The organism is Pusillimonas caeni, assembly GCF_003545815.1.
In the GTDB taxonomy this organism is placed as follows: domain Bacteria; phylum Pseudomonadota; class Gammaproteobacteria; order Burkholderiales; family Burkholderiaceae_B; genus Pusillimonas; species Pusillimonas caeni.
Genome location: NZ_PDUW01000001.1, coordinates 463,815 through 489,996, shown reverse-complemented (window position 1 = coordinate 489,996; position 26,182 = coordinate 463,815). Strand labels below are relative to the sequence as shown.

Here is a 26,182-nt window from a genome sequence, read left to right as displayed (position 1 = left end):
ATGTACGGTCAAGCTAGGACATGCAGAGATGCCTTTTCGCGAAGTCCGCCATCAACGGCTTGCTGAGGTGGGTCTTGTCATGGGCGCAATGGCCGCTGCCCTGATACATCACGATTTCCACTTTTTCCGGAGCCTGCGCCTGGAGCCGTTCGGCGGATCGAGCCGGGGCAATGGGGTCTTCAGACCCCTGCACGACCAGTATCGGGCAGTTGATCCGGTTCTTGATCGTATCCAGGTCGAAGGGGGCGAAGAAATCGACGGCTTCTTTCTCGGAGGCGACGTTCGCGGCGCGCATGAAGCGTTTCTTCAGGCTCTCCGGAAACCGGGGAAAATGATGCAGGTCGTAGATCAGCCCCCATGCAACCGCCACCTTGACGCGTGGGTCGGACGCCGTGGTCTTGCAGGCCCAATGCCCGCCGGTGCTGCGCCCCAGGACGCCGATACGTCCGGCGTCGATCTCCGGGCGCGAACATGCATAGCTGATCGCCGCGGAGACCGCTGCTTCGAAATCGACCCGTAGCGGCAGGCTATGGAGCATTTCGCCTTGACCGGGGCCGTCGAACGTCAGCACCGCCATGCCGCGGGCAACGAAGTGATTGGAGATCTCCAGCGCGTCTTCCTTCGTCGTGTCCAGGCCGCCGAACACGACGACGCACGGCAAGCCGGTATCGTGCTTGCCGTTGGGAAGACGCAGATACCCGGGCAGGCTGCCGTCTTCGTAAGGGATGGCCACGCGCTGCATGGGCGGCGACAGCCAGGGCGCGGCGCGCTGGAACAGCAGGTTCTTGCGTTGGTCCGCATGGAGCTTGGCATCGTGGGCGACGTCCATGCGTATCCCCTGGCCGAAGTGGCAGCACAGCGCGGCTCGCCAGAGCAGCTCGGCCGCCGTCATCGTCGAGCCGTTTTCCACGGCGGCGTCGGCGAGCTTCTCGTATGTGGCCGATAAAGCCACCCAACGCTCGCACCATTGGGCGGGTTCTGTTATGTCCTGCTCCAGAAACAGCAGATCGCCGTATGGGATCCCGTCTGAAATGATGCGCGCCGCGTTGCTTCGCAAGGTGGCCGAGACTTCGTGATCGCTCATGCCGCGGCCCCTCGGATCTGCTCGAAAAGCTTGGCCGAAGACAGGGTGGGCTGTCGTATCACGACGCTGTCGTCGTCCAGGGCGTCCGTGATCGCGTTGGCGATCGCGGGGGGAACGGGGCCCACGTTTCCTTCGCCCACGCCTCTGACGCCCAACGGGTTCCAGGTGCAGGGGAATTCGAAATGCAGCATTTTGATGGGGGGAATGTCTTGCGCCTTGGGCATGACATAGTCCATGAGGGTGCCCGTCAGCAGTTGCCCTTCGGCGGAGTACAGGATTTGCTCGCCAAGGGCCACGCCCAGCCCTTGCGCAAATGCTCCGGTTACCTGTCCCTCGACTATTTTCGGGTTGAGCTGCCGGCCGCAGTCGTGCCCGATGGCGTACTGGACTATCTTCCAGGCACAGGTTTCGGTGTCTATTTCCACGACTGCCGCATGCGTTCCGCTGGCCCAGGTCACGGTGCGGGGATAGAAGTACTTGGTCGCCTGCAGCCCCGGCTCGCCTTCGGCGGCCAGTATGGTCGAGTACGCCGCGGCGGAGACAAGCTGCGGCCACTCGACTTTCCGCGAGGGATCGTCACGGCGGGAGAAGCCTTCCGGTATGGCGGCCAGCTGCTCGGCATCGCATTTGAGCAGCGCGGCGGCCACCAGCCTGGAGCGGCGGACGACCTCCTGGGCGGCGAGGGCCACGGCATTGCCCGTGTTGACGGCGACGCGGCTTCCGCCGGTGCCGAAGCCGTAGGGAAGCAGGCGCGAGTCTCCGCCCAGCACTCTTACCTTGTCAAAAGGCAGGCCGAGAAACTCTGCTCCCACCTGCGCGAACACGGTTTCGTGGCCTTGGCCCGATTGCGACACGCCGATATAAATGTCGGCGGAACCGTCCGCGCACATTCTTACCGTCGCCCCTTCGCACGGCCAACCGATTCCGCTCGCTTCGACATAGTTGGCGACGCCGATGCCGATCTGCAGACGATCCGAGCTTTGCCGGCGCTCGTTCTGGACCTTGCGCCAGTGCGCCAGGTCCAGCGCATCGACGGTTTGATTGAAGACCTGGGGGAAATCGCCGGAGTTGTACTCGACCGGCACGCCGTCGCGGTATATGTTGCCGGGCTTATAGGGCATCTCGGCGGCGGTGACCAGATTCATGCGCCGCAGTTCGATGGGGTCCATCTTGATTTTGCGGGCGAGCAGGTCGAGGCTGCGCTCGATGCACCAGGTTGCCTCTGGCCGTCCTGTGCCCCGATAGGGCGAGGATGGCGTTTTGTTGGTCAGCACCGAGTGCGCCTGGGCGCGGTAGGCGGGCAGCCGATATTGCGAAGGCAGGTGATTGATCGTATTGCTGGGTTCTATGACGGCCCAGCAAAGATAGGCGCCCGAGTCCTTCAGGATCTGGACGTCCAGGCCAAGCAGTGTGCCATCGCGCTTTGCCGCAATCCGGACGTCGAGGATCTGGTCGCGGGCATGCTGCGAACTGAGCATGAATTCGGATCGCGTCTGGATCCACTTGACCGGGCGCCCTATGAGGTGCGCCAGCGCGGGCACGATGACGTCTTCGGGATAGACCCCTGATTTCGGACCGAACGCTCCGCCGGTATCGGGGCATAGAACCGTGATGTCCTTTTCGTTCAGGCCGGTGGCGTTGGCGGCTGCGCCGCGCAGCGAGTAGGGCAACTGGTGCCCCGCCCGTATCACGAGCGTCGAACTGCTGCGGTCGATTTCGGCGCTGACGCCGCGTGTTTCGATGGGAACCGACGTAATGCGTGGATAGATCAGCCGCTCTTCGAGCACGACTTCGGCCTGGGCGAACGCGCCTTCGATATCTCCGATGTGGGCCGTCACGCGGGACGCGATATTGGAATAGCCTTCGTGCACGGGCCTTTCGTCCCGCAGCGATTCCCACGGGTCTACGACGGCGTCCTCGGGTTCGTAATCAATTTCGAGCAGCTCGGCGGCGTCCAGGGCGAGCTCTTGCGTATCCGCCAGGACCACGGCGACGGGCTGCCCGACATAGAATGCGCGGTCCGCCGCGAGGGGCAACTGCGGCGGGGGCGCCATGAAGTCGCAATACGGATTGGAGTCGGGCTCTTTGAAGAGCGGCAGCGATTTTGCAAATGCCGGGAGGTCCGCGTGGACCCAGACCGAATGGGCTCCGGCGGCCAATGCCGGCTCTTTGTCGACGGAAATGACGCGAGCCGCGGGGTAGGGGGACCGGACTATGGCCACGTACAGTGTTTCGGGGGCTTGGTGGTCGGCGACGAATTGTCCCCGTCCTCGTAAAAGGCGATCGTCTTCTTTGCGGATGGGCGTCTGTCCGATCATGGCAATTCCTTGAAAGCGCTGAGCTGGTGGGGGGGCAGCGTTTCGAGATGGAGTTCGTTTTTCAGGGCGAACCCCGTTATCTTGTAGTTGTTCTCGATTTCGATGATGTGTTCGCGCATGAACTGCTCTGCCTTGTCGGCGTCGCGCGCGACGATGGCATCGAGGATTTTTTCGTGCCAGACCGTGTTGGAGCGGATCAGATCGGCCTGGTTGGGGCTTTCACGCGACCGCACGATGCTTCTGATGGTGCGATTCATCAGGCTGCAGTGCAGACACAGCATTGAGTTCTTTGCGCCGCCGGCGAGTATTTCGTGGAACTGGATATGCAGTTGCTGGTGGCGCTTCCAGTCTTCGCGCGTTACCACCGAGCCCTGCGATGCTTCGACGTTTTCCGTCAGCCGATCGATGAGCGCCTGGTCGGCGGTTTTGGTGATGTGGCTGGCCAGCGCGGGTTCCATTGTGCGGCGCACCTCGTAGACATCCTCGGCCGTCAGATCCTTGAAGAAGAAATAGCTCTGCAGATGGTTGAGGATGCGCTCTTCGGTGACCTCGGCGATGACGGAGCCCCCCGTCGGCCCGGTCGTGGTGCGGATCAGGCCCTGTACTTCGAGAGACTTGAGCGCCTCGCGGACGGAGGCCTTGCCGACGCCATATTTTTCGGTCAGTTGTTTTTCGGAAGGAAGACGATCGCCCGGACGCATCTTGGCATCGACGATCTCGCGCTTGATGAGGTCGGCGATGACGTCGCCTCTTTTTGGAAATTTGGGATAACGGGAAGCGGGCTCGTGCATGGTGTGTTTTCCATAGTGCGCAGGCAATGCTTTGAGTATATCACTTGTCTGTAAGTTTATCCGATAAATAATTTATAGGAATATCCGATAAACTGCTTGACACGTTTTAAGCGTGCTTTTTAGAATGGTTCATCGTCCATATTATCTTAATATCCGATCAAATGATCATTCGTGGTTTGGAGACAATACATGCAACAAAATAAAGCCTCGGCGCCTTTTTCCGCCTACCACCTGCGTGAAGAACGCCTCGATGCCGTTCCGGAGTACGCCCAAGTCGGCCCGGGCACGCCGGGCGGCGAATATTTGCGCAGATTCTGGCATCCCATCGAAGTGTCGGCGGAACTGGGGGACATCCCCAAGCGCATCCGCATTCTGGGCGAGGACCTCGTTCTCTTTCGCGCCAAAAGCGGCGAGCTGGGACTTGTCCGGCCTCATTGCCCGCACCGGGGAGCATCTTTGGAATTCGGCATTCCGGACGAAAAGGGCATACGGTGCTGTTATCACGGCTGGTTGATCGGGGTTGACGGCACCGTCCTCGAGACGCCCGCCGAACCCGAAACCAAGAATCTACGCCACGGCGCTTATCCCGTGCGCGAGTTCGAGGGGCTCATCTTTGCCTACATGGGGCCGCCCGAACAAATGCCTCCGCTGCCCGTATTCGACGTCATCGCAAACCGCAAGCCGACGGATCGCCTGTACCCGGGCGGCTGGACGCCGGGGGGCAAATACGAATGGCCCTGCAATTGGGTGCAGGTGAAAGAAAACGCAATGGACCCCGTCCATACGGCCTATCTGCACACCATTGCAAGCGGTTCGCAGTTCACCCCCGAGTTCGGAATTCTGCCCGAGCTGGAATACCGCGAAACACCCATCGGAATGGTGTATGTCGCGGGTCGCCGCATAGGCGGCAACATGTGGATCCGGATGCACGATCTCATCATGCCCAATATTCATCTCGTCGCTTCCGTGAACGAAACCGGCAAGCAGGAAAAGCGCTACGGGGGGCCTTACCTGCTGCACTGGGCAACGCCCATCGACGATACGAGCTTCCGGGAACTGGGCTGGCTCATCGAGACGGACGATATGAAGTTCACCGACGAAATCGTCCAGCAACTGCATTTCGGCATGATGGATGACCGCCCGATGGAGGAGCGCCAGCGTACTCCCGGCGATTACGATGCGCAGGTTTCGCAGGGTGCGGTCCACCTGCGTGCGCGTGAGCATCTGGGCACCAGCGACCGCGGCGTCGCCATGTTCCGCCGCATGCTGCGGGTCGGCATCGACGACGTGCGCAAGGGCAAAGATCCCAAGGGCCTGCATCGCGACGAGGGGCAGGTGATACGCACGTATACGCAGAATGCAGTGGTTGCATGTCCCGCATCGAACGACCCCGCCGAAGAAAAGCGCCAATTCAGCGAGCTCTCGCAACGTGTATTTGATGGTGAATTCCGCGACTGAGTTTTCCTTCTGTTTCCAACAGTCTTGCAAGAAATATTATGGACAACTCGACAAAAATCACTCTTCGCGGAATCACCAAGACGTTCGGCAGCCTGAAGGTCAATGACAACATCGACCTGGACATCAAGGCGGGCGAGTTCCTGACGCTGCTGGGCAGCAGTGGTTCGGGAAAAACCACATTGATGCGTATCGTCGCGGGCCTCGAAAGCTGTGACAGCGGGACTGTGTGCGTGGATGGCCGGGACGTCACGCATTTGCCGCCGCGTAAAAGAAATGTGGCCATGGTGTTTCAGCAATATTCGCTGTTTCCGCACATGACGGTGAACGAAAACATCTGCTACGGGCTCAAGGTCAAGGGCTGGAAAGCAGACAAAATGAAGCTGCGCGCGGCCGAGATGCTGGAAATGATCAGGCTGCCCGAGGTGGCCGACAGATATCCCAACCAGTTGTCGGGAGGGCAGCAGCAGCGCGTGGCATTGGCCAGGGCGCTGGCCACGTCTCCGGACGTCCTGATGCTCGATGAGCCATTGGGCGCGCTCGACTTGAAGCTGCGCAAGCAGTTGCAGGTCGAGCTCAAGCGGATCCACAAAAAAACGGGCACGACGTTCCTGTTCGTTACGCACGACCAGGACGAGGCGCTGTCCATGTCGGATCGCATCGCGGTCTTGCGCAATGGCCGGATCGAACAGCTCGACCGTGCGGATATGATCTATGAGCGCCCGGCCACCTCCTTTGTCGCGGATTTCATTGGCGAGATATCGCTGCTCAACTGCGTCGGCGAGGGCCAGGACGATTGGGCCCGCATCGACCAGACCGGCTTCAGGCTTCGTGTGCCGGAAGCACCCGGCGGCAAGTTTCGCCTTGCGGTGCGGCCCGAGCATGTCTTCCTGCACAATTGCGAGAAGCCCGACGCCTACTCCGCCTGCGTGCGCGAGGTGCACTTTGCGGGCGGCTCGTCCATTTTGGAAGTGGCGCTTGACGGCGGGGTGATCGTCAAGGCCCGGGTGCTTGGCATGCCTTCTCGCTCGATGCAGCCCGGTTGCCGCGTTTGGGTCGAGCTCAAAGGAAACTTTGTGGCCTTCGCGGCCACTTGAGGGGGCGGGATGAGTTCTCAAAAGACAAGCCGCCGCCTGCCCGGCATGGCCAAAATGGCGCTGTTCCTATTTCCCTCGTTCGCTCTGCTGTTCCTGTTTCTTGCCGTCCCGTTGGCGGAACTCGTGGAGGCCAGCTTCCATACGTCGGAAATGGGCGTCATTCTCGACGGCTGGACATTGTCCAACTACCAGTCGATCTTCTCGCGTGCCATTTATTGGGAAATCTATGCAAAGACACTGGGCGCCGCCGCACTGATCACTTTTCTCTGCGCGGTGCTGGGCTATCCGGTGGCGGCCCATCTCAATCGGGCGTCGCAGAAAGTGCGGCCATTGCTGTTCTATCTCATCGCCGCCCCCTTGCTCGTCAATACTGTGGTGCGCACATACGGCTGGCTGCTTCTGCTCGACCGCAACGGCGTGGTCAACACCGTGCTGCTGCAGCTGGGCCTGCTGGATTCGCCCGCAAGGCTTTCGGGCAATTACATCGGGCTGATCATCGGCAGCACGCAGGTCTTTCTGCCGTTCATGATTCTTTCGATCGCAACTTCGCTGCAGAGCATAGACGGCCGCTTGCTCGAGTCGGCCGAGATACTCGGAGCCTCGCCGGTCAAGCGCTTTTTCAGCATCGACCTGCCTTTGGCCGCCCCGGGCGTTCTATCCGGCAGCGTCCTGGTGTTCAGCTTGATGCTGGGCGCGTTCGTCACGCCTCTCATGCTCGGCAGCACGGCAATCCGATATCTGTCGGTTTCGATCTATACCGATGCGCTGGTGGTGTTCAATCTGCCCCGGGCCATCGCCTTGTCCATGGTGTTGCTGGTTCTGGCGGCAAGTGTCTATGCGCTGCAGGCACGACTGACCCGAAATCTCATGAGGAACAGATGATGAAACGGCCGAACCATATCGCGTTCACGTGCTTTGTCGCCGCGATCTACGTTTTTCTGCTGGCTCCTCTGGCGATCGTGGTGCTGTTCAGCTTCAGCGACAAGTCGTACTTCACCTTCCCGCCCTCCGGGTTCTCGCTGAACTGGTATCAAGCGGCATGGGAGTCGGGGCGGTTCGGGATGCCCGCGCTGCGCAGTATTTTGCTGGCATTCGGTTCGGCGGGGCTGTCCGCAGTGCTTGCCGTACCGGCAGCGCTCGCCCTGCGCCGGGCGCGCCCCTCGGTCTGGAAGCGGGGCGTCGAGTTCGTCCTGCTTTCGCCTTTGATCGTGCCCGCCCTCATTATCGGTATCGCGCTGCTTTACTACTTTTTGAACTACGGCCTGATCGATACCGTCGCCGGTCTCGTCATCGCCCACACACTGCTCGTGTTTCCGTTCATGTTTCGTTCGGTCCTCGTCAGCGCGATGGAAATCAAGCCCCAGTTGGAAGAGGCTTCGGAGCTGTTGGGCGCGTCGCCCTGGCGTACATTCCGCAGCGTCATCTTGCACGGGCTTGCTCCGGGGCTCACGTCGGGGTCCATCTTCGCGTTCATTGTTTCGTTCGATCATTTCACGGTCAGCCTATTCGTGACCCAGTCCGAGCAGGTCACGCTGCCCGTCGCTCTTTACAACTATGTGTACGACGTGAACGATCCTGTTGCCGCCGCGGTGTCGACGGCGCTGGTGGTCTTTGGAATGGTGCTCGCCATTGGGTTGCAAAAGGCGGGATTGCTGGACAGCATCGGCGGTCGCCCGGCCTGAGTGTTTGCTCGATTCGCTGTTTCTATCTTTACATCAAAGGAGTGGTCAGCTATGAACAAGTGCTTTACCAGCGGTTTTTGCAAGATGGGCCTGGGCGTCGCCATGGCTGGCGCGATGACTCTGGCCTCGGCGGAAACCCTCACTTTAAGCGGGTTCCCGGGGACGATCGGGGCCAATATACACAAAGCATTCCTCGATACTTATAAAGGCGACGAGATCAAATATATCGAGTCGTGGGACAGTGCGCGGTTCACGACCATGCAGGCGCACCGCAATCGTCCGAAGCTGGATGTCGTCACTTTCACCGATCTGACCTTGCCGCTTGCGGCCAAGGCCGGACTGCTGGAGCCGCTCGATCCGAAAGTGGTCACCGAACTTGCCGACGTCGACCCGGCGGTCAAGGCGGAACAGGACATGGGCGTGACCTTCGGATACGGCTGCCAAGGCATCCTGTACAACTCCAAGTACGTCAAGGAGCCCATCACTTCATGGGGCGATCTGCTCAGAGACGATCTGAAAGGGCACGTGTCCGCGCCAAGCATCAATTACTCTATGGTGTTCAATGCGATTGCCGCGCTGGCCGAGCTCAAAGGCGGAAGCCTGAAGGACCCCAAGGAGGGGCTCGATCTCTATCGCCAGATCCGTCTTTCGGGCCCCGGCCTGTGGGACACCGAGAACCAGGCGATCGGCTGGTTGAAGACCGGCGAGGTCTGGGTCACGCCGTATCACAGCGGCAACGCGCTTACCTTGATCGCGTCCGACCCCGATCTGAAGGATCTGCGTTTTGTGCCGACTAAAGAGGGTGCGTTCTTTGCGCCCTTGATGATCGCTGCGGTCAAGAACGGACCCGCCGGCGGCGATGCGGCAGGGAAATTCATCAACCATACGCTGAGCGTCGCAAGCCAGGAGGCGTTTGCGCAGCTGAACAAGGTCCGGCCCGCCAACAACAAGGCGCACGTTCCGGAAGATGCCGCAAAAGCATGTCCGACCGCCAGCGAGCTGCGGCAGGTGGACGTCGATTATCTCAATCAGAACCGCAGCAAGATTGTCGATGAGTTCAATTTGAAGGTCAACGGCTAAGGCGCAAGAGCTCGCGGCGGCGCTTGCAGTGTGCAAGGCCGCGAGCGGCCGGAAGCGGGCGCAAAGTCCGACTCTATGCTTGCGGAAATTTAAGGCGACAAATGCAATGAAGCAGCTATCAATGACGATTAACGGCGTACGCCGCACGGCGGAGGTGGAAGACCGCACTCTGCTGGTAACGGCGTTGCGGGACCATTTCAACCTGACGGGCACTCATATCGGATGCGACACCGCGCAGTGCGGCGCCTGCTCGGTGCGCCTGAACGGCAAGGTCATCAAGTCATGTTCAATTTTTGCCATGCAAGCGGAAGATTGCGAACTGGAGTCCATCGAAGGGGTTGCGCCGGACGACCGGACACTGCATCCGATGCAGGTCGCATTCACCCAGACGCTTGGTCTGCAGTGCGGATACTGTACGCCGGGAATGGTGATGCTTGCTTTGGATCTGGTCCACGAAAACCCCGATCCCGACCGTGAAACGGTAGTCCGAAGCCTGTCCGGCAACCTTTGCCGCTGCACGGGCTACGAGGGCATCGTGTCGGCCATATTGCTCGGAGCCAAGATGATGCGCGAGCAAAAGGAGGGCTGATATGTATACCTATGCCTGTACCTATCACCGCCCCGCGACGCTGGACGACGCGCTTCGGCTGGCCGCGGAGTTTCCGGAAGCCAAGTTCCTGGCCGGCGGGCAGACACTTGTCCAGGCCATGAAGCTGCGACTGGCTGCGCCGTCCGACCTGATAGACATCCAGAACATTGCCGAGCTGCAAGGAATCACGGATCAGGGCGGCAACCTGCGCTTGGGCGCCATGACGCGCCACGCCGAGGTGGCCGGCTCTTCCCTGGTTCTATCGAAAAATCCGGCGCTGTCCGAGCTGGCGGCCTGCATCGGAGACCGGCAGGTCCGCAACCAGGGCACCATCGGCGGCTCGGTGGCGAACAACGATCCGGCCGCGGATTACCCGTCCGCCATGCTGGCCCTGGAGGCCACAGTCATCACGAATCGCCGGGAGATCGCCGCAGGGGATTTTTTTGCCGGCATGTACTCCACCGTACTGGAACCCGATGAGCTGATACTGGCGTTTTCCGTTCCGACGCCGAAGCGGGCGGCCTATTCCAAGTTCTACAGCCCCGCCTCGGGCTTCGCCTTGACCGGCGTCTTTGTAGCTCAATTTGAGTCAGCGGTGCGTGTCGCCGTCACCGGAGCAGCGTCCTGCGTCTTTCGCTGCGCCCGCATGGAAGAGGTGCTGTCGGCTTCTTTCCGGCCTGAGGCGCTCGATGCCGTCCGGATAGACCCCGCTGAATACGATTTAAGCGACGACCTGCACGCCAGCGCAGGTTATCGCGCGAAACTCTGCACTGTCATGGCCAAGCGCGCTGTGGAGCGGGCGCTTTCCCGCGAAGGCCACGCATGAAATGTACGGTCGAGTCATTGTCATCCGCTGCAATCTTATAAATATCTCAAGGAGATTTAGATGTCTATCGATACATTCAAGAGCTTGAAGGGCGCAACGCCCGAAGAGCGTCTTGTCGAGCTTGGCTATCGTCTTCCCGAGCGGCGTTCGCCGGTGGGCAACTACACCGGAGCCGTGTCCACCTCCGACAACATGGTGTTCGTCGCGGGCCATGGTTCGTTCGAGGGAAAAACGCAAACGCACAAGGGCAAGCTCGGAGCGGACATTTCGATCGAGGACGGCAAAGACGCCGCGCGTGTAGCGATGATCAGCGCATTGAGCTCTCTGAAAGGCGAGATAGGCGAACTATCGCGGGTCAAGCGTGTGGTGCGCGTCTTCGGAATGATCAATTGCACCCCCGACTTTGAACGGCAGCCCGAAGTGCTGGATGGGGCTTCCGACTTGCTGACGTCCATTTTCGGCGATAGGGGGGTGCATGCCCGTTGCGCCGTGGGGTTTGTTTCCCTGCCTTTCGGAATGCCGATCGAACTGGAGGCGGTGATCGAGCTCGAGTAATCCAAAGACCGCAGCGGAGCATGGAAATGAAAACACAATTTGCCGGAAAGAGCGCCTTGGTTACGGGCTCGTCGCAAGGTATAGGCTTGGCGGTGGCGCGCACGCTCGCCCAGCGTGGCGCTTCTGTCGTGATCAATTATCCGAACGAAAGCGAGCAAGACAAGGCCCAGGCCGCTGTGCAGGAAATCCGCGCGTCGGGAGGCGCGGCTACGGCCGTGCTTGCCGATGTGACGTCTGTTTCGCAGATCACACGTTTGTTCGACGAGGCCGAGGCGGCATACGGGCCGCTGCACTTCGTCATTTCCAATGTAGGGGGAACGTCGGGATTCACCCGGTTCGCGGACGTGGACGAAGCGCTGTGGCAACGCACCACGGACCTTACCGCCAAAAGCATGTTCTTCGTCTTGAAAGAGGCGGGGCAGCGGGTCAGGGACCATGGGCGCATCGTCGGAATTTCGTCCTCCACGGTGCGCATGCCTTATGCGGGCGTGGCCGTGTACGCCGGGGCCAAGGCCGCGGTCGAGGTTTACTGCAAGACCCTGGCCAAGGAAGTCGGTTTCCGGGGCGTGACGGTCAACTGTGTCGCGCCGGGCCTGACGCTTACGGAAGGGGTGGGAAGCTACGGCGTGCCTCCCGAACGATTCGAGCAGCTGAAGCAGGCGACGCCCCTGGGACGCCTGGCTCGTTCTCAGGATATTGCCGACACCATCATGACTGTTTTGTCGGATGACGCCCATTGGCTGACCGGGCAGTTCATCCCGGCCGCCGGGGGCCTGCTCTGACTCAACCGGCCTTGGGCAGGCGGAAGCGCTCGGGATCGGGACCGTGGCGGGCGGTTTCATCGTGCAGCGGCGCAATGGCCGCCAGATCGTCGGCGTCCAGCTTGAAGTCGAAAATATGGAAGTTCTCGCGGATGCGCTCGGGCGTGATCGACTTGGGGATCACGACATTGCCCAATTGAATATGCCAGCGCAGCACCACCTGGGCCAGCGATCGCCCATGCTTGGCGGCAATGGCCTTCAGCGCGGGGTTGTCCCACAGCAGGCCATGCCCCAAGGGGCTCCATGATTCGGTCACGATATTGTGCTCGGCATGGTACTGGCGCAGCTCGGGCTGCTGGAAGCGCGGGTTGAGTTCGATCTGATTCACCACCGGCAGCACGCCGGTTTCGTCCAACAGGCGCTGCAGATGCCCGATATTGAAATTGGAGACGCCGATGGACTTGACCCGGCCTTCGTCGCGCAGGCGGATCAGGGCCTCCCACGATTTGACGTACAGGCCGATCTTGGGGGCGGGCCAGTGGATAAGGTACAGGTCCAGATAGTCCAGCCCCAGTTTTTCCATGCTTTCGTCGAATGCGGCCAGGGTTTCATCGTAGCCGTGCCGATCGTTCCATAGCTTGGTGGTGATGAAGAGCTGGCGGCGGTCCACGCCGCAGTCGCGGATCGCTTCGCCGACGCCTGCTTCGTTGCCGTAGATGGCCGCCGTGTCGATCAGGCGATAGCCTGTGCCGATGGCGGTTTTCACGGTATCTGCGACGATGTCGTTCTCGACCTGCCACACGCCGAAGCCCAATTGGGGTATGGCATTGCCGTCGTGCAGTTTGATGGTGTTTAGAATATTGGACATAGTGCTCTCCGTGATGCGTGAACGGGTTATGCTGGACCTGGCGCAAAAACGGCCGGCGCAGGTTCGTCGTGACCGATTATACGTATGTTACAAAGCATGCCGAAGAGGCGTCCGCATTTCGTCCGGACGCGGCGTGCCGTTTATTTCAAGGAGCAGTACGTGAGCATCCATACCGAAGTCAAGCGCATCAGCGTGCCGCAACTCATGGCTTATAAAGGCGAGCAGAAAATCGCTTCGCTCACCTCTTATAGCGCGCCCTTTGCCCGCTTGCTCGACGAACACCTCGACATGATTCTCATTGGCGACTCCACCGCCATGGTGGGCTACGACATGCCCAGCACGCTGGGCATCACGCTGGAGCAGATGGCCGCGCACGCGGCGGCGGTGGTGCGGTCCACGCGCCGGGCCTGCATCATCGTGGACATGCCTTTCGGCACCTACCAAGAGTCGCCGTCGCAGGCCTTTCAAAGCGCCGCCCGCATGCTGGCGCTGTCGGGCGTGGCCGGCGTCAAGATGGAAGGCGGCGCCGCCCTGGCGCCCACCACCGAATTCCTGGTCGAGCGCGGCATTCCGGTGCTGGCCCACGTGGGGCTCATGCCTCAGTACGTCAATACCATGGGCGGCTTCAAGGCCCAGGGCATGACCGACGAATCGGCCGAGCGCATCTACAACGACGCCCTGGCCCACGAAAAAGCGGGGGCTTTCGGCCTGGTGCTCGAGGGCGTCGCCGAAGGGCTGGCGCGGCGCATCACCGAAGACGTTTCCATTCCCACCATCGGCATCGGCGCCTCGCCCGACTGCGACGGACAGATCCTGGTCACTGAAGACATCCTGGGCCTCACGGGCGGCCGCATTCCCAAGTTCGCCCGCCAGTTCGCCGACGTGGGCGCGCTGATCAGCCAGGCGGTGGGGCAGTATGCCGACGAAGTGCGTTCAGGCGCCTTCCCGGCGCTGGAAAACTGCTTCGGCGTCAAGAAGCAGGGCTGAACACGTGGTACAGATATCTTCTTCGCTCGCGGGTGTGTTGCTGTTCGTCGCCGGCCTGCTGGCCGGCCTCGTGGGCTATTTCCTATATGCGCGGCGCGAGGCCGCCGCCGTTCGTTCGCGCCTGGCTGTGGCCGAGGCCGCCATCGAACAGCATCGAAGCAGCGCCGAACGCCTACAGGCCGGGCTGAGCCAGGCCGAACAACGGCTTCAGGCGCTGGCCGATGAAAAAAACCGGCTCGACCGCGAACTGGCGCATGCGCTGGCGGATGCGGCGGGACTGCGCGAACGGCTGGTCGAGGCGCGCCAGGGCCTGACCGCCAAGGAAGAATCCCTGCATGCCGCCACTCAGCGGCTTGCCGACGCCGAAAAAGAGCTCTCCAGCCTGCAGGCCACCCATGCCGAGAAGCTGGCCGGCTATGAAGAACTCAAGCAGTCGCTCGAGCAGTCCCGCCAGCAGCTCAAGACCGAATTCCAGAACCTGGCCAACCAGATCCTCGAAGAAAAGGGCAAGACCTTCGCCCATACCAGCCAGGCTTCGCTCGACGCGCTGCTCAAGCCCTTCCGCGAACAGATTCACGGTTTCCAGCAGCGCATCAACCAGGTGCATGACGAGGCCGTCAAGGGCAATGCGGCGCTGGGTACGGAAATCAAGCAGGTGCTCGAGATCGGCCTGAAAATGAGTACCGAGGCGAGCACCCTGGCCAGCGCCTTGCGGGGCGAGAAAAAAACCACCGGCAACTGGGGCGAGATACAGCTCGAACGCAGCCTGCAATTGGCCGGCCTGATGCCGGGCGACCACTACGAGGCCCAGGCCCACTTCAAGGACGAAGCCGGCAATCACCGCCATCCCGACTTCATCGTCAAGCTGCCGGACGACAAGCACATGGTCATCGACAGCAAGGTCTCGCTGGTGGACTACGACCGCGCCATCGGCGCAGAAGCCGAGGCCGAGCAGCGGGCGGCGCTGGATGCGCACGTCAAGGCCGTGCGCAATCACATCGACGACCTGTCACGCAAAGACTACAGCAACCTCATCGGCATGCGCAGCCCCAGCTTCGTACTGATGTTCATGCCCATCGAACCGGCCTACATCGAGGCGCTCAAGCACAACCGCGATCTGTTCGACTATGGCTATCAGCGCAATGTGGTGATGGTGTCGCACACCACGCTGATGCCCATCCTGCGCACTGTCGCCAACCTGTGGCGCATCGCCCGCAGCAACCAGGAGGCGCACGAACTCAGCGCCCGCGCCGGCGAAATCTACAACCAGGTCGTGGTGGTGGCCGAGAACCTCAAGAAGCTGGGCGACACCCTGGGCACGGTCAGCAACCACTACAACCGCACCGTCACCTCCCTGGCGGGCCGCCAGGGCCTGTACGGCAAGGCTTCGCGGTTCAACGAGCTTTCGGCCAAGGCCAACAAGACCATGCCCGAGCTCGAACCCCTGCACACCGACTTCCAGACCGAAAAGCTGGAGCTCATCGTCTCTGCGCCGCTGCTGGAAAAAAGCGATTCGGCCGGGCAGGATGGGGAACTGCAACAGCCCGAGACGCCGGAGCAGGGCGCAACCGGGCAAGCGGACATGTCGGGGCAGGATGCAGCGCCTGGTCGAAGCGATGCATTCGACGAGGCGGAGCCCGGCAGCGGGGCTTCCCACAGGCCATGAGGTCGCTGCGCAATGCCCGCCTGATGGCGGGCGCGCCGCTGCCGGTGCGCGACGGCATTGCGCCCAGCCGGGTCTATTTGCCCATGGGGCCGTGGGCCACGGTATTCGATTTCCTGGCTGAACGCTTCCGCTTCATGCCCGCCGACCTGCTGCGCCAAAGGCTGGAGAACGGCGACATCGTCGATGAAGCCGGCTCGCCCCAGCGGCCCGACTCGCCTTACGTCCCACATCGCTGGCTCTGGTACTACCGCATCGTGCCGGACGAGCCGGTGGTGCCCTTCGAGCTGGACATACTGCATGCCGACGACCGGATCATCGTCATCGACAAGCCTCATTTCCTGGCCAGCATCCCGGGCGGACGCCACCTGCGCGAAACCGCCTTGACCCGCTTGCGCGACCGCTTCGGCCTGCCCGGTCTGACCCCCGTGCACCGGCTCGACCGCGACACCGCCGGCGTCATGCTGTTCTGCCGCGATCCGGCCAGCCGGGGGGCTTATCAAAGCCTGTTCCAGTCCCGGGAGGTCGCAAAGGAATACGAAGCCATCGCCCCATGGCGCGACGATCTTCCGCTGCCCTACGTCCATCGAAGCCGCCTGGAGCCCGGCGAGCCGCATTTCACCGTGGTGGAAACCCCGGGCAAGCCCAATAGCGAGACCCGCATCGAGCTGATCGCCCGCTGCGGTCCCCTGGCTCATTACCGCCTGCTGCCCACCACCGGCCGCAAGCACCAATTGCGCGCCCACATGAGCGCCCTGGGCATTCCCATTTGCAACGACACTTTCTATCCCCGCTGGCAGCCGCCGCCCATGGAGGACGACTACAGCCGGCCCTTGCAGCTGCTGGCCCGGGCCGTGGCGTTTGTCGATCCCTTCAGCCGCCAGCCTCGCCGGTTCGAGTCCCGGCGGGAACTGTGTTCTTTAGCTGGGGGGCGCGGGGTAATGAATGCTCCCAAATACCCAGACGCCATAAACACCTAACGATTAAGTAGTTCCCTAGACCGCCCCCATCCCTCCAAACTATCCCTCTCTGAACGAATACGGGGCGAGCGCGTGCTGCGCCTGTCCCGTCGCCGCCTGCTCGCGCCTTCGCGCGCATCGAACCGCCCGGAAGGCCGGGCGGCCTCGCCGGAGCGGGCGGCACAGAAAGGATAGGGAACAGCTTGACCACCGCCACACCTCTGCTCGACCAGGAAACCCGCCAAAAGTGGCTGGCCCTGCTCGATACCCTCGCCGCCATCAGCGCCCGGCACCCCGATGCCGTGTTCGCCTCTTCTCTGGCGGCCGAGGACATGGTGCTGACCCACGCGATTTTCGAGGCACAGCTGCCCATCGAAATATTCACGCTCGACACCGGCCGCCTGCATCCCGAAACGCTTGCCATGGTCGGCCGCATCAGCCAGCGCTATGGGGTCGCCCTGCGCGTCGTGCATCCCGAGCCCGAAGCCGTGAAAGAGCACGTCGCCCGGCACGGCGAATTCGCCTTCTATGACAGTATCGAGCTGCGCAAAGCCTGTTGCGGCATCCGCAAGGTCGAGCCGCTGCGCCGCGTCCTGGCGGGCCGTAGCGCCTGGCTGACCGGCCAGCACCGCGACCAGTCCGTGACCCGGGCCGACCTGCAGGAGGCCGAATACGACCGGACATTCGGCCTGCATAAATACAACCCCCTGGCATCCTGGTCCGACGCCCAGGTGTGGGCCGTGATTCGCGCTCGCGATATCCCGTACAACCCGCTGCACGACCAGGGCTATCCCTCCATAGGCTGCGACCCCTGTACGCGCGCGGTTCGGCCCGGCGAGCACCCGCGCGCCGGCCGCTGGTGGTGGGAACAGGCCGCGTCCAAAGAGTGCGGCCTGCATGAAAGCAATATCAGATTTGTGAAGGTGAAAGAAAATGGGTGATCTGTCGTCGAGGACGCATCTGGACTGGCTCGAATCCGAAGCCATCTACATCTTGCGCGAGGTGGCGGCCGAGTGCGAGCGCCCCGTCCTGCTTTTCTCGGGCGGCAAGGATTCCGTCGTGCTGCTGCGCCTGGCCGAAAAAGCGTTCCGGCCAGGACGCTTTCCTTTCCCGCTGATGCACATCGACACGGGGCACAACTTCGACGAAGTCATCCAGTTTCGTGACCGCCGCGCCGCCGAGCTGGGCGAGAACCTGATCGTGCGCTCTGTCGAAGACTCCATCGCCCGGGGCACCGTCGTGCTGCGCAAGCACACCGACTCGCGCAATGCCGCCCAGGCCACCACCTTGCTCGAAGCCATCGATGAGTTCGGCTTCGACGCCTGCATAGGGGGCGCCCGGCGCGACGAAGAAAAAGCCCGCGCCAAAGAGCGCGTCTTCTCCTTCCGCAACGAGTTCGGCCAGTGGGACCCCAAGGCCCAGCGTCCCGAGCTCTGGAATCTCTTCAACACCAAGGTCTATCCCGGCGAGAACATGCGGGTGTTTCCCATATCCAACTGGACCGAGCTGGACGTGTGGCAATACATCGCGCGCGAAGAACTGAGCCTGCCCTCCATCTACTACGCTCATGAGCGCAATGTCGTGCAGCGCCAGGGTCTGCTGGTGCCGGTGACGCCGCTGACGCCGCCCAAAGAGGGCGAAACCCCGGAGCTGCGCACCGTGCGGTTCAGAACCGTGGGCGACATCTCGTGCACCTGCCCGGTGGCTTCCACGGCCTGCACCCCGCTGGAAATCATCGCCGAAACCGCCATCACCACCATCACCGAGCGCGGCGCCACCCGGCTGGACGACCAGACGTCCGAGGCCTCGATGGAGCAGCGCAAGAAAGAAGGATATTTCTGATGAACGCCGTACACGAACCCTGGGCCGTTGCCGCCGACACGCAGGTGCTGCGCTTTATCACCGCCGGCTCGGTGGACGACGGCAAGTCCACCCTCATCGGCCGATTGCTGTTCGACAGCAAGGGCGTCTTCGCCGACCAGCTCGAGGCCATCTCGCGCAGCAAGTACAAGCGCGTGCAGGCTGACGGACCCGACCTGGCCCTGCTGACCGACGGCCTGGAGGCGGAGCGCGAGCAGGGCATCACCATCGACGTGGCCTACCGCTACTTCGCCACGCCGCGGCGCAAGTTCATCGTAGCCGACGCGCCGGGGCACGAGCAGTACACCCGCAACATGGTGACCGGAGCCTCGACGGCCCAGGCGGCCATCATCCTGATCGACGCCGGCCGCGCGCGCGACGGCCGGCTGCTGGCCCAGACGCGGCGCCACAGCGCCCTGGCGACCCTGCTGGGCATCCGGCACATCATCGTGGCCGTCAACAAGATGGACCTGATCGACTGGGAACAGGGCGCGTTCGAGCGCATACGAGCGTCGTATGCCGACCTGGCCGCCAAGCTGGGCATCGACGAATTCCACATCGTCCCCATCTCGGCCCTCAAGGGCGACAACGTCGTGCAGGCTTCCTCCAATACGCCGTGGTATGACGGCCCGCCGCTGCTGGCCCTGCTCGAAGAATTGCCCATAGCCGATCTGGCGCTGCATGGGCCCGCACGCTTTTTCGTGCAGTGGGTCATCCGGCATGGCGGCGACTCGAAAGACGATTTTCGCGGCTACGCCGGCCAGCTGGCCAGCGGCGCCTTGCGCGCGGGCGACGAGGTCAAGGTGCTGCCGTCGGGCGTGCCGGCCCGGGTGGCGCGCCTCATCGCCTTCGATCGCGACATCGAGCAGGCGCGCGCGGGCGACAGCGTCACCCTCGTCCTGGATCGGGACGTCGACGTTTCCCGCGGCGACCTCATCGCGCCGGCCGACGACGAACCGCGCATCTCCAGCGCCTTCGAAGCCGAGATCTGCTGGTTGGACCAGCAGGCGCTCAATCCGGCCCGCCAGTATTGGCTCAAGCAGGGCACCCGTCTGACCAAGGCGCGCATCCGGGCCGTGCATACCCGGCGCGACATCCATGAACTGCAGCATGCCGGGTCGGCCGACAGCCTGCAGATGAACGACATCGGGCGGATTTCGCTGAGCACGCGCGACGCGCTCGCCTTGGACGCTTATGCCAGCGTCGCGGCAACCGGCTCCTTCATCTTGATCGACACCGCCACCCATCAGACGGCGGCCGCGGGCATGATTCTTTAGCCTTCGCCCCGCGTCCCGCGTCCTTGCTGTCGACAAGGCGGCCGCATCGGCCGCAGGCTCATGGGCTCGCCATGCCGGGCGTTCAGGCCTGGTCCGCCGCCTTGATGCGCAGGTGGCGGCTTTCCATCTCCTGGCGCAGTTCGCGCCGCAGCTGCGCGGCCTGGAACCGCGCCCGCGCCTCGTCGTCCGCCGGTTGCAGCGGCGGCACGGGCACGGGCGTGCCGTGTTCGTCCACGGCAATCATGGTGAAGTAGCAGCTGTTGGTGTGGCGCACCAGCTTGCGCCGGATGTCCTCGGTGACGACCTTGATGCCGATCTCCATCGAGGTGCGGCCGGTGTAATTGACCGATGCATAGAAGGTGACCAGCTCGCCCACGTGTATGGGTTGGCGGAACATGACCTGGTCGACCGAAAGCGTGACCACATACGCGCCCGCGTAGCGGCTGGCGCAGGCGTAGGCGACCTGGTCCAGATGCTTGAGGATGGCGCCGCCATGCACATTGCCCGAGAAATTGGCCATGTCGGGCGTCATCAATATGGTCATCGAAATCTGGTGGGCCGAATCGTTCATGGCAATAAGGGACGCAGGTTGGGAAGGGGCGGCGGCCGGCAAGTGCACTAAACTGTCGGCATCCGTTTGCGCGCAAGCGCTTCGACAATCGCGGCGGCAAGGCATTGCGCTTTGCCGTCGCCAGATTATGCCATCGTGGGATTACTGATGTCAGACTCTTTGGAAACACGGCTGGCCGCCGTCCGCCGGCGCATAGACCTGGCTTGCGAGCGCGCCGGACGTGCGCCGGGCGAGGTCGCGCTGCTGGCCGTGAGCAAGACCTTTCCGCCCGAGGCGCTGCGGCAGGCCGCCGGTCTGGGCGTGCGCCGTTTCGGCGAGAGCCGCATGCAGGAAGTACGCCAGAAGGACAGCGAGCTTGCCGACCTGAAGCCGGAGTGGGTGCTGATCGGCCATCTGCAGACCAACAAGGCCAAGGAGGCGGCGCGGCTGGTCAGCGAAGTGCAGTCGCTGGACCGCTGGCCGCTGGCCGAGGCGCTGGACGCCCGGCTGCGGCTCGAGGGCCGGGTCATCGACGTGCTGGTGCAGGTCAAGACGTCGCCCGAACCCTCCAAGTTCGGGCTCGAACCGGCCGCGCTGCCGGCTTTCCTGGAGCGCCTGGGCGGCTTGCAGACCATGCGTGTCAAGGGCTTGATGACCATGGCGGTCAATTCGCCCGACGAGGGCGCCGTGCGCGCCTGCTTTCGCATGCTGCGCGAGCTGCGCGACCGTATGCGGGACGAAGGGCATGCGGGGCTGGAGCGGCTTTCCATGGGCATGAGCGGCGACTTCGAGTGGGCCATCCAAGAGGGCTCCACCGAGGTGCGCATCGGCTCGGCCATTTTCGGCTCGCGCTCGAATCAAGGTTCAGACTGAGGAGAAACCATGCGTTACCTTACTTGTTTCCTGGCGGCGTCGGCCTTGTTGCTGGGCTCCCAGGCGGCGCGCGCCGACACGCTGGACGTCGTCAAGCAGCGCGGCCACGTGCAATGCGGCGTCACCACCGGCTTTGCGGGCTTTTCCGCCCCCGACGACAAAGGCGTATGGCGCGGGCTGGACATCGACTTTTGCCGCGCGGTGGCGGCGGCGGTGCTGGGCGACGCCGGCAAGTTCAAGGCCGTGCCGCTCAATTCGCAGCAACGCTTCACGGCCCTGCAGTCGGGCGAGATCGACCTGCTCGCTCGCAACACCAGTGTGACGCAGCAGCGCGACACGGCACTGGGCGCTATTCATGCGGGCATCAACTTCTATGACGGGCAGGGCTTTCTGGTGCACAAGTCGCTGGGCGTGACCAGCGCCAAAGAGCTGGACCAGGCGTCCATCTGCATGCAGACCGGCACCTCGAACGAAAACACCATGGCCGATTGGGCCCGCGCCAACGGCATCAGCTACCGGCCGGTGGTCATCGAGCAGTTCAACGAGGTGGTCAAGGCCTTTGCGGCCGGGCGCTGCGACGCCTTCACCACCGACGCCTCGGGCCTGGCCTCCATCAGAGTGTCCCGCATGCAGGACCCGGACGCCTACGTGGTGCTGCCCGAGCTCATCTCCAAAGAGCCCCTGGGGCCCTTCGTGCGGCAGGGCGACGATGCCTGGCTGAACATCGTCAAGTGGACGCTGCACGCCATGACGGGGGCGGAGGAGCTCGGCGTCACCAGCGCCAACGTGGACGAGAACCTGCAAAGCGACAATCCGGCCATTCGGCGGCTGCTGGGCGTGACGCCGGGGGCCGGCAAAAATCTGGGCCTGGACGAGAAATGGGCCTACAACATCGTCAAGCAGGTCGGCAACTACGGGGAAAGCTTCGAGCGCAACGTGGGCATGGAAAGCCCGCTCAAGATCCCGCGCGGCCTGAACGCCTTGTGGAACGACGGCGGGCTGATCTATCCATTGCCGGTGCGTTGAGGGTCAGCGCCGGCGATATACCATCGCGATCTTGGCGAAAGCCACATGCAGCTCGGGCGTTCCGCTCTGGAAGATGACGGGCCGGCTGCGGCCCGTGAAGCAGATCAGCCTTTTGGACGCGAGCATGGGCACGAACTTGGCGAACTGGATGTCCTGCCAGCCGATGGCGCGCTTCGTGATCCAGGTCTGTTCGATGCCGTCCCGGGTGATGCGCGTGGTCGAGATCGCCATCACGCGCGCGATGAGCAGCAGGCCGCAGAAGCAGATCAGCACGCTTGCGGCCATGAACGGGTTGACCGGTTCGCCTTCGAATCCCACGGCTACGCGCACCAGCTGTACACCGATGGCCGCGACCACGATCCAGACCATGATCTTGACCCACGAGGGCCAGGCCTGGCCCTGTATGGGAAGAGGACCCAGTTCGGCGAGCAGGGCGGCGTGTTCTTCGGCGCTGGGACGCGTCGATTGGAATAATTGCATGTCGGTTTCCGGGCGGTTGGGCGCTGCATGAGGTGCGCCGCCATTTTAGACCAGCATGCCCGCGGTCCGGCGATGTGGCGGCGTAACGCGGCGGCTAAGGGGCCGACAGGCGCTGGTAGCGGCCGTCTTCCAGGCGCGCCACGGCCTCTTCGAGCTCGAGCCGAAGCAGCAGGCCGCCCAATTGGGCGATATCCATGCCGGTCCGGGATTGCAGCGTATCGGCGTCGACGGGATCGTGGCCCAGGGCGTTCAGGACCAGGGCCTCTGGAGAGTCCGGCGCGAACAAGGCATGTTGTCCGCCCGGCGCCGAGCCTGCGGCCGGCGGCGCGGGGCGCGAATCGGGCGGAGCCGAACCGGGTTGGCCGAGTTCCTCGTGGATGTCCTGGCCCGATTCGACCAGTTTGGCGCCCTGGCGGATGAGCGCATGGCAGCCCCGGGACAGGGGCGAATGGATGGAGCCGGGAATCGAGAAGACCTCCCGTCCAAGTTCGGAAGCCAGGCGTGCGGTGATGAGAGAGCCGCTTTGCCGCGCCGCCTCGACCACCAGGACGCCGCGCGCCAGGCCGGCGACGATGCGGTTGCGCTGCGGGAAGTGGTAGGGCATGGACGGCGTTCCCAGCGGCAGTTCCGAGACCAGCGCCCCTTCGGCCGCGATGCGGCGCGCCAGTTCGAGGTTGGCCGAGGGATAGACGATGTCGATGCCGGTGCCCATGACGGCGATGGTGGACCCGGCCCGGGCCCCGGCCGCAAGCGCGCCCCGGTGGGCGGCCGCGTCGATGCCGTGGGCCAGGCCGCTGGCGATGCACCATCCCTGGCCCGCCAGGTACTGGGCAAAGGCCTGGGCGTTGTCGCGGCCGCCGGGGGTGGCGTTGCGTGCGCCCACGATGGCGATGATGGAGCGATTGAGCAGCTCGGGCCGGCCGTTGACGTACAGCACCGTGGGCGGGTCGTGCGTGTCGAGCAGGGCGGCCGGATAGGCCGGGTCGGCCAGGGTCAGCAGGTGGTGTCCCGGTTCGGCCAGCCACTTCAGGGTGCGCTCCACGCATGCTTGTGTTTCGGCGGAAGCGGGCCGGCGCAATTGCGCGGCGAGTTCGGCCGGAACGTGTCGCGCCAGAGTGGCGGCCGACGAAGCATAGATGTCCTGCGGCAGGCCGATGGCGGCCAGCAGTGCGCGAGCCTGGGCGGGTCCCAGGCCGGGTTCCAGGGTCAGGCGCAGCCAGGCGGCGGTCTCATCGAGGGAAGGCTGGGTTTGCATGGCGCAAGTTTGGCATATTGCGGACCGCTTGGGCGCGGCCATGGCGCGTAAAGTCATACCGGCCCGGATGCCGCGTTTTGCGCCGCAAAAAGGGGGCGGGGCCAAAACCCGTTTTGTTATAATCGGTTAGACGTTTTTTGGACTTTTGCATGGCCCTGCTTCCCATTCTTCGCTATCCCGATCCCCGCTTGCACAAGGTCGCCAAACCGGTGCAGGCCGTCGACGACCGCATTCGCCAGCTGGTGCGCGACATGGCTGAAACCATGTACGACGCGCCGGGGGTGGGCCTGGCCGCCACCCAGGTCGACGTACACGAGCGTGTGGTGGTCATCGATGTCTCCGAAGAAAACAACGACCTGCTGGTGCTCATCAACCCCGAAATCACCTGGAAAAGCGACGAGCAGCAGGTCTACGAAGAAGGCTGTCTTTCGGTGCCGGGCGTCTACGACGAGGTCAAGCGTTCGGCGCGCATCCATGTGCGCGCCCTGAACGAGCAGGGCGAGCCTTTCGAATTCGACGCCGAGGGTCTGCTGGCCGTGTGCGTGCAGCACGAGCTCGACCACCTGCTGGGCAAGGTTTTCGTCGAATATCTTTCGCCGCTCAAGCAAAACCGCATCAAGACCAAGATCCGCAAGCAAGAACGCGAAGCGCTCAAGGCTTAGGGCCTGTTGACACTAAAAGGCCAGTCGCATGCGCATCGTCTTTGCCGGTACACCTGAATTTGCGCGGCAGGCGCTGCAAGCCCTGATGGCCGCGGGCCACGACATCCCCCTGGTGCTGACCCAGCCCGACCGGCCGGCCGGCCGCGGGCTCAAGCTGATGCCCAGCGCGGTCAAGCAGGCTGCGCTCGAGACCTCCGTGCCCGTGCTGCAGCCTCATAGCCTGAAGCTGGACGGCAAGTATCCGGACGAGGCCGCCGCGGCCCGCCAGGCGCTGCTCGATGCCGCGCCCGACGCCATGGTGGTGGCGGCTTACGGCCTGATCCTGCCGCGCTGGGTGCTGGACCTGCCCCGGCACGGCTGCCTCAACATCCATGCAAGCCTGCTGCCGCGCTGGCGCGGCGCCGCGCCCATACAGCGCGCCATCGACGCGGGCGACGCCGAGACGGGCATTACCATCATGCAGATGGACGAGGGTCTGGACACCGGGAACATGCTGCTGCGGCGGACGCTGCCCATTACGCCGGAGCACACCGCCGCCAGCCTGCACGACGATCTGGCGGCGCTGGGCGCGCAGGCCATTGTCGAGGCCTTGCGGCGGCTCGAGGACGGCTCCCTGACTGGAACGCCGCAGGACGCCGCTGTGGCCACCTACGCGGCCAAGCTCGAAAAATCCGAGGCGCCGCTCGACTTCACGCAGCCGGCCGAAGCGCTTGCCCGCCGGGTGCGCGCCTTCAATCCCTTTCCGGGGGCGACGGCGGCCCTGTCCGGGCTCGATGGTCCGGTCAAGGTCTGGAAGGCCGTGGCATTGGCACAGCCGGCCAAAGGCCGGCCGGGAGAGGTGGAATCGGCATCGGCCGACGGCATAGACATTGCCGCGGCCGATGGCGTGCTGCGCATACTCGAGCTGCAGAAGGCGGGGGGCAAGCGACAGGCCGCCGCCACCTTCATACAGGGCTGGCAGCCCTTCTAAAAAGCCTTCTGCGCGGCGGTCAGTTCCAGCGGCCGCTGCGGCCGCCCAGGCTGTACGCGCCGGCGCCCAGGAAGATCAGCGCGATGGCGGTGAACAGGAACATGCCCTGCAGTTCCAGCTGCCAGCCTCCAGAGCCGGTAATCATGAACAACTGGTGGCTGTGCGCCAGCACGATGGCCACGACCATGTTCAGGGCGACCAGCAATGCGCCCAGGCGGCAGTAGATGCCCAGTATGAGCAGCACCGGCCCGACGATTTCGCCGATATAGGCGCCCCAGGCGAAGAAGGCTGGAAAGCCTTGCGCCGTGAGCATGGACTCGATGCCGCCGATGCCGTTGAAGAGCTTGGAAAGGCCGTGCATCAGGATCAGGATGCCGAGGGCGAGCCGCAGAATCAATCTGCCCAGATCGTCGCAGGAAGTAGAGGACATGTGCTTGGACTCCTTGGTGAGCAGGCGCCGGCCGACCGCCTCGCGGTGCGAAGAGCCGGAGCCTTGGCAAGCGGCAGTTTATAC

27 protein-coding genes are annotated in these 26,182 nt (G+C 63.3%); 19 read left to right on the top strand and 8 right to left on the bottom strand.

Going from position 1 to position 26,182, the window contains the following annotated elements:
• Positions 1-13: 13 nt before the first annotated feature.
• From CSC67_RS02260 to CSC67_RS02250, 3 genes are read right to left on the bottom strand one after another with little or no spacing between them, the layout of a single operon-like run.
• The gene (locus CSC67_RS02260; protein ID WP_118992880.1) at positions 14-1,084 is read right to left on the bottom strand and encodes an alpha/beta hydrolase family protein; all 1,071 of its coding nucleotides are present in this window, start codon (positions 1,082-1,084) and stop codon (positions 14-16) included.
• On the bottom strand, positions 1,081-3,402 hold the full coding sequence (locus tag CSC67_RS02255; protein WP_118992879.1) for a xanthine dehydrogenase family protein molybdopterin-binding subunit: 2,322 nt from the start codon (positions 3,400-3,402) through the stop codon (positions 1,081-1,083). The genes CSC67_RS02260 and CSC67_RS02255 overlap by 4 nt, the downstream gene beginning before the upstream one ends.
• Positions 3,399-4,193, bottom strand: a complete 795-nt coding sequence (locus CSC67_RS02250; protein WP_118992878.1) for a FadR/GntR family transcriptional regulator — start codon at positions 4,191-4,193, stop codon at positions 3,399-3,401. The genes CSC67_RS02255 and CSC67_RS02250 overlap by 4 nt, the downstream gene beginning before the upstream one ends.
• 189 nt (positions 4,194-4,382) lie before the next feature.
• On the opposite strand from CSC67_RS02250, the gene CSC67_RS02245 reads away from it, so the two are divergent.
• From CSC67_RS02245 to CSC67_RS02205, 9 genes are all read left to right on the top strand, one after another.
• Entirely contained in the window at positions 4,383-5,651 is a 1,269-nt protein-coding gene (locus CSC67_RS02245) for an aromatic ring-hydroxylating dioxygenase subunit alpha (protein WP_118992877.1), read from the top strand.
• A gap of 38 nt (positions 5,652-5,689) precedes the next feature.
• The gene (locus tag CSC67_RS02240) at positions 5,690-6,745 is read left to right on the top strand and encodes an ABC transporter ATP-binding protein (protein WP_118992876.1); all 1,056 of its coding nucleotides are present in this window, start codon (positions 5,690-5,692) and stop codon (positions 6,743-6,745) included.
• 9 nt (positions 6,746-6,754) lie between these two features.
• Complete coding sequence (locus CSC67_RS02235; RefSeq protein ID WP_118992875.1) at positions 6,755-7,627, top strand: ABC transporter permease; 873 nt, start codon at positions 6,755-6,757, stop codon at positions 7,625-7,627.
• Entirely contained in the window at positions 7,624-8,427 is an 804-nt protein-coding gene (locus CSC67_RS02230) for an ABC transporter permease (RefSeq protein ID WP_118992874.1), read from the top strand. The genes CSC67_RS02235 and CSC67_RS02230 overlap by 4 nt, the downstream gene beginning before the upstream one ends.
• Before the next feature lie 84 nt (positions 8,428-8,511).
• A complete protein-coding gene (locus tag CSC67_RS02225) occupies positions 8,512-9,507 on the top strand; it encodes an ABC transporter substrate-binding protein (RefSeq protein ID WP_167752717.1) in 996 nt (331 codons plus the stop codon).
• 106 nt (positions 9,508-9,613) lie between these two features.
• Positions 9,614-10,096 (top strand): (2Fe-2S)-binding protein, encoded by a 483-nt coding sequence (locus CSC67_RS02220; RefSeq protein ID WP_118992872.1) that lies wholly within the window; start codon positions 9,614-9,616, stop codon positions 10,094-10,096.
• A 1-nt stretch (position 10,097) separates the two neighbouring features.
• Positions 10,098-10,922 (top strand): FAD binding domain-containing protein, encoded by an 825-nt coding sequence (locus CSC67_RS02215; RefSeq protein WP_118992871.1) that lies wholly within the window; start codon positions 10,098-10,100, stop codon positions 10,920-10,922.
• Positions 10,923-10,982: 60 nt separating this feature from the next.
• Positions 10,983-11,477, top strand: a complete 495-nt coding sequence (locus CSC67_RS02210) for a RidA family protein (protein ID WP_118992870.1) — start codon at positions 10,983-10,985, stop codon at positions 11,475-11,477.
• Positions 11,478-11,503: 26 nt separating this feature from the next.
• Entirely contained in the window at positions 11,504-12,259 is a 756-nt protein-coding gene (locus CSC67_RS02205; RefSeq protein ID WP_167752716.1) for an SDR family oxidoreductase, read from the top strand.
• Position 12,260: 1 nt separating this feature from the next.
• Here CSC67_RS02205 and CSC67_RS02200 read toward each other — a convergent pair whose 3' ends face one another.
• Positions 12,261-13,106, bottom strand: coding sequence for an aldo/keto reductase (locus tag CSC67_RS02200; protein ID WP_118992868.1), 846 nt, complete (start codon positions 13,104-13,106; stop codon positions 12,261-12,263).
• 159 nt (positions 13,107-13,265) lie between these two features.
• On the opposite strand from CSC67_RS02200, the gene panB reads away from it, so the two are divergent.
• The 6 genes from panB (at position 13,266) to CSC67_RS02170 (ending at position 19,852) form a co-directional block, all read left to right on the top strand.
• A complete protein-coding gene (gene panB, locus CSC67_RS02195) occupies positions 13,266-14,093 on the top strand; it encodes a 3-methyl-2-oxobutanoate hydroxymethyltransferase (protein WP_118992867.1) in 828 nt (275 codons plus the stop codon).
• 4 nt (positions 14,094-14,097) lie between these two features.
• Positions 14,098-15,759, top strand: coding sequence for a DNA recombination protein RmuC (locus CSC67_RS02190; RefSeq protein ID WP_245220093.1), 1,662 nt, complete (start codon positions 14,098-14,100; stop codon positions 15,757-15,759).
• Positions 15,756-16,736, top strand: coding sequence for a pseudouridine synthase (locus CSC67_RS02185; RefSeq protein ID WP_245220092.1), 981 nt, complete (start codon positions 15,756-15,758; stop codon positions 16,734-16,736). The genes CSC67_RS02190 and CSC67_RS02185 overlap by 4 nt, the downstream gene beginning before the upstream one ends.
• Positions 16,737-16,918: 182 nt before the next feature.
• Positions 16,919-17,656: a phosphoadenylyl-sulfate reductase gene (locus tag CSC67_RS02180; protein WP_118992866.1), complete on the top strand. Its 738-nt coding sequence runs from the start codon at positions 16,919-16,921 to the stop codon at positions 17,654-17,656.
• Positions 17,649-18,557 (top strand): sulfate adenylyltransferase subunit CysD, encoded by a 909-nt coding sequence (gene cysD / locus CSC67_RS02175; RefSeq protein WP_118992865.1) that lies wholly within the window; start codon positions 17,649-17,651, stop codon positions 18,555-18,557. The genes CSC67_RS02180 and cysD overlap by 8 nt, the downstream gene beginning before the upstream one ends.
• A complete protein-coding gene (locus CSC67_RS02170; RefSeq protein WP_118992864.1) occupies positions 18,557-19,852 on the top strand; it encodes a sulfate adenylyltransferase subunit 1 in 1,296 nt (431 codons plus the stop codon). Before cysD ends, CSC67_RS02170 begins: the two co-directional genes overlap by 1 nt.
• An 82-nt stretch (positions 19,853-19,934) precedes the next feature.
• Here the strand turns inward: CSC67_RS02170 and CSC67_RS02165 are convergent, their stop codons facing one another.
• Entirely contained in the window at positions 19,935-20,423 is a 489-nt protein-coding gene (locus CSC67_RS02165) for an acyl-CoA thioesterase (protein WP_118992863.1), read from the bottom strand.
• 147 nt (positions 20,424-20,570) lie between these two features.
• Between CSC67_RS02165 and CSC67_RS02160 the strand changes: the two genes are divergently transcribed.
• Positions 20,571-21,275, top strand: a complete 705-nt coding sequence (locus CSC67_RS02160; protein ID WP_118993173.1) for a YggS family pyridoxal phosphate-dependent enzyme — start codon at positions 20,571-20,573, stop codon at positions 21,273-21,275.
• A 9-nt stretch (positions 21,276-21,284) separates the two neighbouring features.
• Positions 21,285-22,301 carry an amino acid ABC transporter substrate-binding protein gene (locus CSC67_RS02155; RefSeq protein WP_118992862.1) on the top strand — a complete coding sequence of 339 codons (1,017 nt, stop codon included), beginning with the start codon at positions 21,285-21,287 and terminating at the stop codon, positions 22,299-22,301.
• A gap of 3 nt (positions 22,302-22,304) precedes the next feature.
• Here the strand turns inward: CSC67_RS02155 and CSC67_RS02150 are convergent, their stop codons facing one another.
• Both CSC67_RS02150 and dprA read right to left on the bottom strand, forming a co-directional pair.
• Positions 22,305-22,781: a hypothetical protein gene (locus CSC67_RS02150; RefSeq protein ID WP_118992861.1), complete on the bottom strand. Its 477-nt coding sequence runs from the start codon at positions 22,779-22,781 to the stop codon at positions 22,305-22,307.
• A gap of 94 nt (positions 22,782-22,875) precedes the next feature.
• A complete protein-coding gene (gene dprA, locus CSC67_RS02145) occupies positions 22,876-24,036 on the bottom strand; it encodes a DNA-processing protein DprA (RefSeq protein WP_167752715.1) in 1,161 nt (386 codons plus the stop codon).
• Positions 24,037-24,185: 149 nt separating this feature from the next.
• On the opposite strand from dprA, the gene def reads away from it, so the two are divergent.
• Together def and fmt are read left to right on the top strand one after the other, a co-directional pair.
• Entirely contained in the window at positions 24,186-24,698 is a 513-nt protein-coding gene (gene def / locus CSC67_RS02140) for a peptide deformylase (protein ID WP_118992859.1), read from the top strand.
• Between the two features lie 28 nt (positions 24,699-24,726).
• Complete coding sequence (gene fmt / locus CSC67_RS02135) at positions 24,727-25,668, top strand: methionyl-tRNA formyltransferase (protein WP_118992858.1); 942 nt, start codon at positions 24,727-24,729, stop codon at positions 25,666-25,668.
• Between the two features lie 19 nt (positions 25,669-25,687).
• Here fmt and CSC67_RS02130 read toward each other — a convergent pair whose 3' ends face one another.
• Positions 25,688-26,098, bottom strand: a complete 411-nt coding sequence (locus CSC67_RS02130; protein WP_118992857.1) for a DoxX family protein — start codon at positions 26,096-26,098, stop codon at positions 25,688-25,690.
• Positions 26,099-26,182 lie beyond the last annotated feature (84 nt).

Bases quoted from the DNA above. Each gene is read 5' to 3' on its own strand.
- CSC67_RS02260 (WP_118992880.1), bottom strand. From the start codon at position 1,084: ATGAGCGATCACGAAGTCTCGGCCACCTTGCGAAGCAACGCGGCGCGC.
- CSC67_RS02255 (WP_118992879.1), bottom strand. From the start codon at position 3,402: ATGATCGGACAGACGCCCATCCGCAAAGAAGACGATCGCCTTTTACGA.
- CSC67_RS02250 (WP_118992878.1), bottom strand. From the start codon at position 4,193: ATGCACGAGCCCGCTTCCCGTTATCCCAAATTTCCAAAAAGAGGCGAC.
- CSC67_RS02245 (WP_118992877.1), top strand. From the start codon at position 4,383: ATGCAACAAAATAAAGCCTCGGCGCCTTTTTCCGCCTACCACCTGCGT.
- CSC67_RS02240 (WP_118992876.1), top strand. From the start codon at position 5,690: ATGGACAACTCGACAAAAATCACTCTTCGCGGAATCACCAAGACGTTC.
- CSC67_RS02235 (WP_118992875.1), top strand. From the start codon at position 6,755: ATGAGTTCTCAAAAGACAAGCCGCCGCCTGCCCGGCATGGCCAAAATG.
- CSC67_RS02230 (WP_118992874.1), top strand. From the start codon at position 7,624: ATGATGAAACGGCCGAACCATATCGCGTTCACGTGCTTTGTCGCCGCG.
- CSC67_RS02225 (WP_167752717.1), top strand. From the start codon at position 8,512: ATGGGCCTGGGCGTCGCCATGGCTGGCGCGATGACTCTGGCCTCGGCG.
- CSC67_RS02220 (WP_118992872.1), top strand. From the start codon at position 9,614: ATGAAGCAGCTATCAATGACGATTAACGGCGTACGCCGCACGGCGGAG.
- CSC67_RS02215 (WP_118992871.1), top strand. From the start codon at position 10,098: ATGTATACCTATGCCTGTACCTATCACCGCCCCGCGACGCTGGACGAC.
- CSC67_RS02210 (WP_118992870.1), top strand. From the start codon at position 10,983: ATGTCTATCGATACATTCAAGAGCTTGAAGGGCGCAACGCCCGAAGAG.
- CSC67_RS02205 (WP_167752716.1), top strand. From the start codon at position 11,504: ATGAAAACACAATTTGCCGGAAAGAGCGCCTTGGTTACGGGCTCGTCG.
- CSC67_RS02200 (WP_118992868.1), bottom strand. From the start codon at position 13,106: ATGTCCAATATTCTAAACACCATCAAACTGCACGACGGCAATGCCATA.
- CSC67_RS02185 (WP_245220092.1), top strand. From the start codon at position 15,756: ATGAGGTCGCTGCGCAATGCCCGCCTGATGGCGGGCGCGCCGCTGCCG.
- cysD (WP_118992865.1), top strand. From the start codon at position 17,649: ATGGGTGATCTGTCGTCGAGGACGCATCTGGACTGGCTCGAATCCGAA.
- CSC67_RS02170 (WP_118992864.1), top strand. From the start codon at position 18,557: ATGAACGCCGTACACGAACCCTGGGCCGTTGCCGCCGACACGCAGGTG.
- CSC67_RS02165 (WP_118992863.1), bottom strand. From the start codon at position 20,423: ATGAACGATTCGGCCCACCAGATTTCGATGACCATATTGATGACGCCC.
- CSC67_RS02160 (WP_118993173.1), top strand. From the start codon at position 20,571: ATGTCAGACTCTTTGGAAACACGGCTGGCCGCCGTCCGCCGGCGCATA.
- CSC67_RS02155 (WP_118992862.1), top strand. From the start codon at position 21,285: ATGCGTTACCTTACTTGTTTCCTGGCGGCGTCGGCCTTGTTGCTGGGC.
- CSC67_RS02150 (WP_118992861.1), bottom strand. From the start codon at position 22,781: ATGCAATTATTCCAATCGACGCGTCCCAGCGCCGAAGAACACGCCGCC.
- dprA (WP_167752715.1), bottom strand. From the start codon at position 24,036: ATGCAAACCCAGCCTTCCCTCGATGAGACCGCCGCCTGGCTGCGCCTG.
- def (WP_118992859.1), top strand. From the start codon at position 24,186: ATGGCCCTGCTTCCCATTCTTCGCTATCCCGATCCCCGCTTGCACAAG.
- fmt (WP_118992858.1), top strand. From the start codon at position 24,727: ATGCGCATCGTCTTTGCCGGTACACCTGAATTTGCGCGGCAGGCGCTG.
- CSC67_RS02130 (WP_118992857.1), bottom strand. From the start codon at position 26,098: ATGTCCTCTACTTCCTGCGACGATCTGGGCAGATTGATTCTGCGGCTC.